General features: G+C 64.0%; 8 protein-coding genes and 1 pseudogene. 7 read left to right on the top strand and 2 right to left on the bottom strand.

What is annotated here, in order from left to right:
• The first annotated feature begins 560 nt into the window (after positions 1-560).
• The 7 genes and pseudogenes from ACZ53N_RS30870 to ACZ53N_RS30840 all read left to right on the top strand — a co-directional run bounded on the left by ACZ53N_RS30870 (position 561) and on the right by ACZ53N_RS30840 (position 6090).
• Complete coding sequence (locus tag ACZ53N_RS30870) at positions 561-722, top strand: hypothetical protein (protein WP_469144108.1); 162 nt, start codon at positions 561-563, stop codon at positions 720-722.
• Positions 723-835: 113 nt separating this feature from the next.
• A complete protein-coding gene (locus tag ACZ53N_RS30865) occupies positions 836-1117 on the top strand; it encodes a hypothetical protein (protein ID WP_469144107.1) in 282 nt (93 codons plus the stop codon).
• A gap of 139 nt (positions 1118-1256) precedes the next feature.
• Positions 1257-1558: pseudogene (locus tag ACZ53N_RS30860) on the top strand (transposase); the annotation flags it as partial.
• 264 nt (positions 1559-1822) lie between these two features.
• Positions 1823-2281 carry a hypothetical protein gene (locus ACZ53N_RS30855; protein ID WP_469144106.1) on the top strand — a complete coding sequence of 153 codons (459 nt, stop codon included), beginning with the start codon at positions 1823-1825 and terminating at the stop codon, positions 2279-2281.
• A gap of 495 nt (positions 2282-2776) precedes the next feature.
• Positions 2777-3763, top strand: coding sequence for a 2OG-Fe(II) oxygenase family protein (locus ACZ53N_RS30850; RefSeq protein ID WP_469144105.1), 987 nt, complete (start codon positions 2777-2779; stop codon positions 3761-3763).
• Positions 3764-3766: 3 nt separating this feature from the next.
• On the top strand, positions 3767-4684 hold the full coding sequence (locus tag ACZ53N_RS30845; RefSeq protein ID WP_469144104.1) for a nicotianamine synthase family protein: 918 nt from the start codon (positions 3767-3769) through the stop codon (positions 4682-4684).
• A gap of 665 nt (positions 4685-5349) precedes the next feature.
• Positions 5350-6090: an SDR family NAD(P)-dependent oxidoreductase gene (locus ACZ53N_RS30840; RefSeq protein WP_469144103.1), complete on the top strand. Its 741-nt coding sequence runs from the start codon at positions 5350-5352 to the stop codon at positions 6088-6090.
• Here the strand turns inward: ACZ53N_RS30840 and ACZ53N_RS30835 are convergent.
• Complete coding sequence (locus ACZ53N_RS30835; protein WP_469144102.1) at positions 6087-6311, bottom strand: hypothetical protein; 225 nt, start codon at positions 6309-6311, stop codon at positions 6087-6089. The genes ACZ53N_RS30840 and ACZ53N_RS30835 overlap by 4 nt on opposite strands.
• A complete protein-coding gene (locus tag ACZ53N_RS30830) occupies positions 6308-7216 on the bottom strand; it encodes a recombinase family protein (RefSeq protein WP_469144101.1) in 909 nt (302 codons plus the stop codon). The genes ACZ53N_RS30835 and ACZ53N_RS30830 overlap by 4 nt, the downstream gene beginning before the upstream one ends.
• Positions 7217-7346: the final 130 nt, after the last annotated feature.

Here is a 7346-nt window from a genome sequence, read left to right as displayed (position 1 = left end):
CACAGGATCAGACGGGGGCCGCCTTCTCGTCCGCTGAACTGCGAAAACGCCGACCAAGTTCGAGCCGTGTTCGACGCCGGACCATAAATGACAAGCTTACGACGTAAAGAGGGACCACTCCAGTGTGCCGTTTCCACTGGAAACGGCACAGCGCCACGTTGGCCCAGCGGCGCACCGGCCTCTTCTGCTCGATAACCAGCCATCTGCCAGCCAAAAGCGCCGGGACCACTGCTGGGCAATGCCCAGCAGTATGGGGAAGGCGGTCTTTCACCCGCCACGCGGAAGCCGACGTAGCCGCTTCTCCCCGGCCGGGGGGCAGGCGACCACCGGGATCAGAAGGCCAGGCCTGCCCACGGGAAGGGAGCCGGGCAGTGCGGGCGTCGGCGCCGGGATGAACGCCGGTGACGGCCCGTCGTGTTGACGACGTTTCCCACATTTCGGCGCGACTCTCCGTGACGCTCGTTAGGCTGAACGACTGAAGGTGATCTACCTCTCCTCTCGCCCGCAGAACACTTCCCCGCAGGTTGGAGAGGTGGGCTGTGCTGGCGAAGGGGCTGGCGATGGGCGTTGACAACCGGCAGATCCAGACGGCCGTTCTGGCGGATCCCGAGTCCGACGATCCGGTGGTCTGCCCGACAGATACCGACGAGCTCGACGAGTTCCGCGAGGAGTTCGCCGGGACTACGTTCTCCTGCTTGGCGGGTGCGGCGGCCAGCTCCTGACGAGACGGGGCAACGTCCGCGTCAGCCACTTCGCCCACTTCCCCGACCCCGACGGGCTGCTGCCCGAATGCGGCCGTCGTTCCCGGGGCGTCGCGAGCGCGGACCACCTGTACGTGCGGGCGGCCACCCAGACGTGGCTGCGCCGCCAGGGCCACACCCCGCGCTACCGCTACATCGACCGCGACGACGCCCCGGTCGGCTCCCTCGTGGAGATCGAGCTGGACGGGCGCACGCTGCTGCTGCACATGGACCTCGCGACACCGCCCGACTGGGACGCGGCGCAGGCTGGCGACGTCATCCTCGGCCCCGGCGTTCAAGTCGACTCCCGCACCCTGGTATGCCGGGGCTACGTCAACCGCGTCAAGTTGGAGGGCAGCCGGAGTACGCCAGAATGAGGCAATAGGCGTGATCAGCGCGAGCTGATGCGCAGGCCGCGGTGTGGCGGCGGGGCGATGATTGCCTTGATCGTTGACGCGTCTGTGCAGGTCATGGCGGCTGCGGGTATGGGAACGACCACCGCGATCATGATCGTTTGTGAAGACGGAACGGAGCGTGGTGGCCGTGCAGGCCACGATAGCCGGGCAGTCGTGGACGACGGTGTTCGGGGCACTGATGGCCGAGGTGGCTGGGTGCTTTCCGCGGCGGGACTCGCGGTTGCTGGCCCGGGAGATGACGCAGGCGATCTGGAACGCCGCAATTGCACGGCGGGTGAACTCGCCGATGACCAGGCGGTGCTGGTCATCGATGAGACCGGGGATGAGAAGTCCTCGACCGACTGCGTGGGAGCGGCCCACCAGTACTCCGGGGCGCTTGGCGGTATCGGTCTGTGCCAGGTCGTACGTGATCTGCTTCAACAGCATGTACGACAAGCTCACCAGACCCATGAACAGCGTAGGACCACCCCGCTCACCCACGCCGAGTTCCGTAAGCCCCCTGTGTGCTTCCCCCGCCCCTGCCCGGCAGGTTCACACTGCGGCGGGAGCGGTAAAGCCTTCTGATAAGCGTAGAGTTCAGGGGCCTCTGCGAGGCAACACGTGGGGATGCTTCCTGACACCCTGCCCTTGTAGCACGTGGGCAGGCACGGAGAAAGGGGAGCCACGATGCCGACCCTCATCGTCGCCGGTATGGGAACCGCCGAGCGGAGGTACGATCCACCCCTCACTGACACAAGTGACCTTGTTACCGTGCACAGTGAGACGACATTTGTGCCTGCGGTACCGACCTCAGACGTCCCCACCAGGTTGCTGGTGTCCCTTCAGATCGACGGCACTTTCGAGGGCGAGTGCACAGGCGCCGTCACCGAGCAGAATCTGCACGGGGTCCTCAAGTGGTCGGACGGCACCGGGAGTGCCTTCAGCCTCGACGCACCGACGGTCGCGGAATTCGTGCAGGGCCATGGCATCGGACACACTCCAGGCACCATCACCGGCGGGTACTACCAGGGGGCCCGCATCGACCTGCTGGGGCTGCAATTCGCAGGAGACGTCACAGCGTGCCTGACCGGCCGTGGTGTATCGGCTGCCACAGGTGCTCGGGTGTGCACCGTGACGATGCCCTGAGAACGCTGTGGGGAGCGGAGCGCCGAGCAGGGTCGGAGATCGGCTCGGCGGTCCGTGGTGTGACGGGGGATGCGTCGCTGCCGCGGGGGTTGCCACTGAAATATGAGCCGGCTATCGGCTGATCCTTCCGGGAACGTGTGACAGATCTTGAAGGGAAAACGACCGCACCTGAGAGTGCTGCCGTTTGCCGTGCGACCGGAAGACAGCCTGGCTCCGGCGGGCCCCCGGAGGGTCGTTCACAATTGTCGGCTGGCACTCAGGCCCTTGAGCAGCAGCAAGGTGCGGTCGCGTGTGGGACGTGCGGGCATCTGCCCCCACCTTGATCAACCGGAAGATCGTCTCACGCCCTCAGTCACCCGGGAGCACCGGTCGCCCGGCTGGCGCACGTCCTAAAATCGCCGGCAAATACCTCTGTGCTGCCCTGGGTTTCATCAAGCCCGCAGGCCTACCCTGCGGGCTTGGATGGTGGAGAGTCACCCTTAGAAAAGGTGGGTCATGTCCAGCGACATTCTCGTTGTTGACCTGGAAGAGGCGCTGAGTCCGCATGTGCCTCAGAAGCTGCTTGAAACCATAAAAGTTAACGCCGAAGAGTCCGGAATTATCCAGGTTGTCAACCACAGTGTACCCGATGGAATGGTTGTCGATTTCGCGGGACGTGTGGACCATCTCCTGATGGGGGCTTTGGATGAGAAAGCCAAGCTGGTCAGCCCGTCAGGTAATCCGCTCCGTGGCTGGTCACAGCATTTCGACAGAAATGGTCGGCTGGCGATGGAACAGATACATATCGGCCAGTTCGAGAGTCCGGAAGAAGCACTGGCAGCAGGTGTTCCGAAAGCATATGCGCGCCTCTATACCGACGGGAATGTCTGGCCGGCGGACGACCCTGGCCTGGCGGATGCAGCACGACGCTACCGTGCTGCCTGCACCGAGCTGGCCAACCGGGTACTTGGCCTTTATGCCCGGGCACTTGGCGTGCCGGCCTCCACATTTCCTCTCTCGGAGCGGCCGCATGAAGTCGGCCTGAGCGTCAACAGCTACCCTGCCTGCACGCACACGGATGCACCGCCCGGGCGGCCGGAAGACGAACGTGAAATTCTGATGTCGGAGCATGCGGACACCACAATCCTCACGGTCCTGCACCAGAACGGTGACTATGACGGCCTGCAAGGCAAAACCGCCGACGGGCGCTGGATTACTGTTCCCGTCATCCCCGGTGCGTTGCAGATTATTACTGGCCAGGTGCTGCATCGGTGGACCAACGGCCGTCTGCGAGCATGGCCGCACCGTGTCGTCGCGGGCGGGAGGGCGACCCGCCGTTCAATTGGCGTGTGGTGGAGGCCCAGTCTCACCACAGTAGTGCAGCCGCTTGCCCCGTTCATCGGCCCTGAGGGGGCACGGTACGAGCCGTTGCTGATGGGTAATGCACGCGTCAAAGCGGTTGAGAGTTATTTGAAGGCCTACGGACCCGCCGCAACAACGTGAAGCGTGGCGCAAGCCGGCCGTTCATTGCTCAGGCCGCCGAAAAATTACAGCGAAACGATCGGAACACCCATGATCACTAACGATGGGAGCCGGGAACGGCTTCCATATACGGAGGTGGTCGGAAGCCTCCTGGGCCTCTACAAAACGTTGTCGGCATTGCCTACTCTCACACCCAATCCGGAAACAGACGCGGTACTCAATGAACTGGTTGCGCTGGCTGTATGCCCCCAGGACGATGAGGTCATCGAGAAGGCGCTGAGCGATCCAGAGGTTCGTGGCATTCTTCCCGCGCTATGGGATCTGTGCTCGGCTGCGGAGTTTCAGCTCGAACGGGTATGGGCGCAACGTGTCATCTCAAGCCCTGATCCGCACCGCGAGATGCGAGAGTTCCCCTACTTCGCCAACTATGAAGTACTGACCCGGCTGGAATACAACACCATGCGGGCCCTTGCAGGAGCATCCCCACACCATGTGCTTTTTGTTGGCGCGGGCCCGCTACCGCTCACCTCATTACTACTGTCCAGCGGACAGGAATCTATCGATATCGATTGCATCGATATCGATCCGCAGGCGGTCCGGCTGGCCGAACAGGTAGCTGGCGTGCTGGGCGCCCGCTCTGTACGTTATGAATGCGCCGATGTCATGTCGTACCTGAATCTGTCCAGGTACGACTTACTTTACATGGCCGCGCTTGTCGGACTGGATCCGGAAGTCAAGGCGCAAATACTGAGGCATCTCTACCGGTACGCGAAACCCGGTGCGATACTACTGGCCCGTAGCGCCCATGCGCTCCGTACTTTGCTCTACCCCCCGGTGAACATACGGGAACTGGGAGGATTCCGGCCCTTAGCTGTGCTTCACCCCCACACAGAAGTGATCAACTCACTGATCATCGCAGAGAAACCGTCCATGGGCACGTGACCATCTGAAACAGAAAGCTCACTGAAGCACGATTACCGCAGTTCACCACGAGTAGCCGACGGCATCCGTAAATGATCTGCAGCTCACGCTGACACAAGCTGACGCGAGAGATTGAAACTGAGGGCCTGCCTTCACGTCGCCATGGACGGCGCATTGAGCTCCTCATGTCGCCTGTCAGACCGAGAGCGGACGGCCGGCGTGACTTCGTAGCGCCGCCCGTCAGGCAGAAGGGCCCAGAGGATGTTGACACGCTGTCGAGAGCCACAGGACGTCCCGGCCGCGGTGCTTGCCCTCGGCCCCTCTGCGGTCGCAGAACAGGGCCGGGCATGTCCCGCCACAGGATGCCGGTCGGATCCGGAAGCGTGAAGCCAATACAAAACTATTTCTGCAGGTCGGAGGCGAGCTCGTGATCCTCGGGGCCCCTGTCGGGGGCCGGGTGACGCCCCACCAGGGCATCTACCCGGCGCCGAGGCCCGATCGAATCGGCATCATGATCCCGAACTCCCCACGGTCCACGGGGGTTTTGAATAGGCTTCCGTATGCCGTCGATTCGCTGCCGCCGAGCCATACCGGCAGCCGGGCCGGGCTTCTCACCCTGGGGTGACAGCCGTGCTCGCACCGCCCGTTGCCCGCCCGTCAGGTCTCCAGAAAAGGTCAGGGAATCCGTGCGCCTTAACAACGCCAAGACGGTGATCACCGGGGCTACAAGTGGAATCGGCCAAGCGGTGGCCGACACGTTCAGACGTGAGGGAGCACGCCTGCTCCTCACAGGGAGGAGACCCACCCTCGCCAACCAGGGCCTCAAGGACATCTATCTCAGAGGTGACCTGAATGACGATTCCTTCGTCCGAAGCCTTGCAGCCAAGGCGGCACAGGAGTTCGGCACCGTTGATGTCCTGGTGATCGGGCATGGAGTGCAGTTCAGCGCGCCGCTCGTCGACACCACACCTGCTCAGGCACTCGAGGTACTCCACAGCAACCTGCTCAGCGCATTCCTGGTGATGAAGCACTTCATCCCCCTGATATCCACAGGAGCGCGAGGTGGGTCGATCGTCTGCATCAGCTCTCGGCTGGGGATCGTCGGCATGCCAGGCGAGACGCTCTACTCCGCGGCCAAAGGCGGAATGATCATGCTGGCCCGCGGAGCAGCCATCGAGCTCGCCGAGCAGAATATTCGCGTCAACGTGGTGGCACCAGGGCTCACCGCGACAGACGTCATCGAGGCGTCGTTTCAGAGGCGTCCGGATCCTGAAGCATACCGACGCACTCGTGAGTCCTCGATTCCGCTTCGCCGTCTGGCAACGGCCAACGAGGTCGCGAACGCAGTGGCATTTCTCGCGTCGGACAGTTCAAGCTACATCACAGGTGCAGTACTGCCCGTGGACGGTGGATACACCGCGCTTTAGAGGTTTTGGAGGGGATACGCGCGGTAGCGCCCGGAGCATGCTCCGGGGATCGTGTCCCGCGTGATGGTGTAGTCGATCAGCTGGTGGGCGTGTTCGTGGAACTTCTCTTCGGCGACCTCCGGTTTGGCCCACCAGCCGCTGGAGGACGGGCCGTCTTTGCGGAACTGGAGGGTGACGCGGAACGTGGCGGCCCTCTCGCCGCCGTTGCCGGTGGTGTTCATGCGTCGGTGTCCTGTGCGGCGGCTTCGGCGAGGGTGCGGTACAGGGTGGGCAGGCTGGGGTTCTTGCCCTTGTGCTTGCCGCGGGCGATGAACGTCTTCTGCTGGATCTCCTTCATGGGGGTGCCCTTGGCGCGCAGGGCGAGGGCGTACTCGATCTGGCCGGCGTCGAGGGAGGGCGGCCGGCCGCCGGTGCGGCCGCGCTTGCGGGCGGATTCCTGGCCTTCCAGGGTCTTCTCCCGGGTGTAGGTGCGTTCGGCGCCGGAGAGGGCGGCGAGGACGCCGAAGAGGACGGCGCCCTGGCCGTGCCGGTCGCCGGGGGCGTACAGGCCGGTGATGGGGCCGCTCAGGAATTCCAGGGCGATGCCGGCCTTGCGCAGGTCCTCGACGGTGACGAGGAGGTCGGTGCCGCGGCCGAGTCGGCGGAATTCGTGGACGGTCAGGATGACCTGGACGCCTGGGTGCAGCCGTTTGAAGCGGCGGGCCATTGTGACCGCCTTCTCGTACTCGGGCCAGACCCTGATGCGGGTGGAGACCTTCTCGTGGAACACCTGGAAGCAGACCGGCTCCAGCGCGTCGAGCTGGGACTGGAGTTCTTGAGTAGCGGTACTGCAACGGGCATAGCCGATGCGGACCGCAGTGATCCCCGCCGCCAGCGGTGCGGGCTCGGCGGGCTCGGCTTCGCCGGGTTCGGGGCCGAGCACCCAGCGTCTGCCGGGGCCTCGGTCGGGCGGGGTGAGGATGTGGAGTTCCTCGGCGACGCGGGGCACGAGCTGGAGGCGGCGGGTGTGGTACTTCACCGCGGTCTTCCCGGCGCCGGTGCGGCACGCCGATCCGGCGGGCACCTCACAGGTCGGGCAGGGGTGGCGCTCGATGGCGGCGGGGGCATCGAACTCCTCGTCAGTCATGCCTCGAAAGCTACCGGCGGGGTGTGGTTTCAAGAAAGCATTCCAAGAACCCAATTGAGAATCTAGAGGCCGAACAAACCGGACATGGGGCGGGGGTTGGTCGGCGGCTTCTCATTTGGCCATTTATGAG

The organism is Streptomyces sp. NPDC033229 (assembly GCF_055576875.1).
Note: the sequence above shows the minus strand (reverse complement) of the source record. Positions and strands in the feature narration are given on the sequence as shown.

What these genes read in the sequence shown, in the direction of transcription:
- ACZ53N_RS30850 (WP_469144105.1), top strand. Translation starts at nt 2,777, where the DNA reads ATGTCCAGCGACATTCTCGTTGTTGACCTGGAAGAGGCGCTGAGTCCG.
- ACZ53N_RS30830 (WP_469144101.1), bottom strand. Translation starts at nt 7,216, where the DNA reads ATGACTGACGAGGAGTTCGATGCCCCCGCCGCCATCGAGCGCCACCCC.
- ACZ53N_RS30855 (WP_469144106.1), top strand. Translation starts at nt 1,823, where the DNA reads ATGCCGACCCTCATCGTCGCCGGTATGGGAACCGCCGAGCGGAGGTAC.
- ACZ53N_RS30835 (WP_469144102.1), bottom strand. Translation starts at nt 6,311, where the DNA reads ATGAACACCACCGGCAACGGCGGCGAGAGGGCCGCCACGTTCCGCGTC.
- ACZ53N_RS30870 (WP_469144108.1), top strand. Translation starts at nt 561, where the DNA reads ATGGGCGTTGACAACCGGCAGATCCAGACGGCCGTTCTGGCGGATCCC.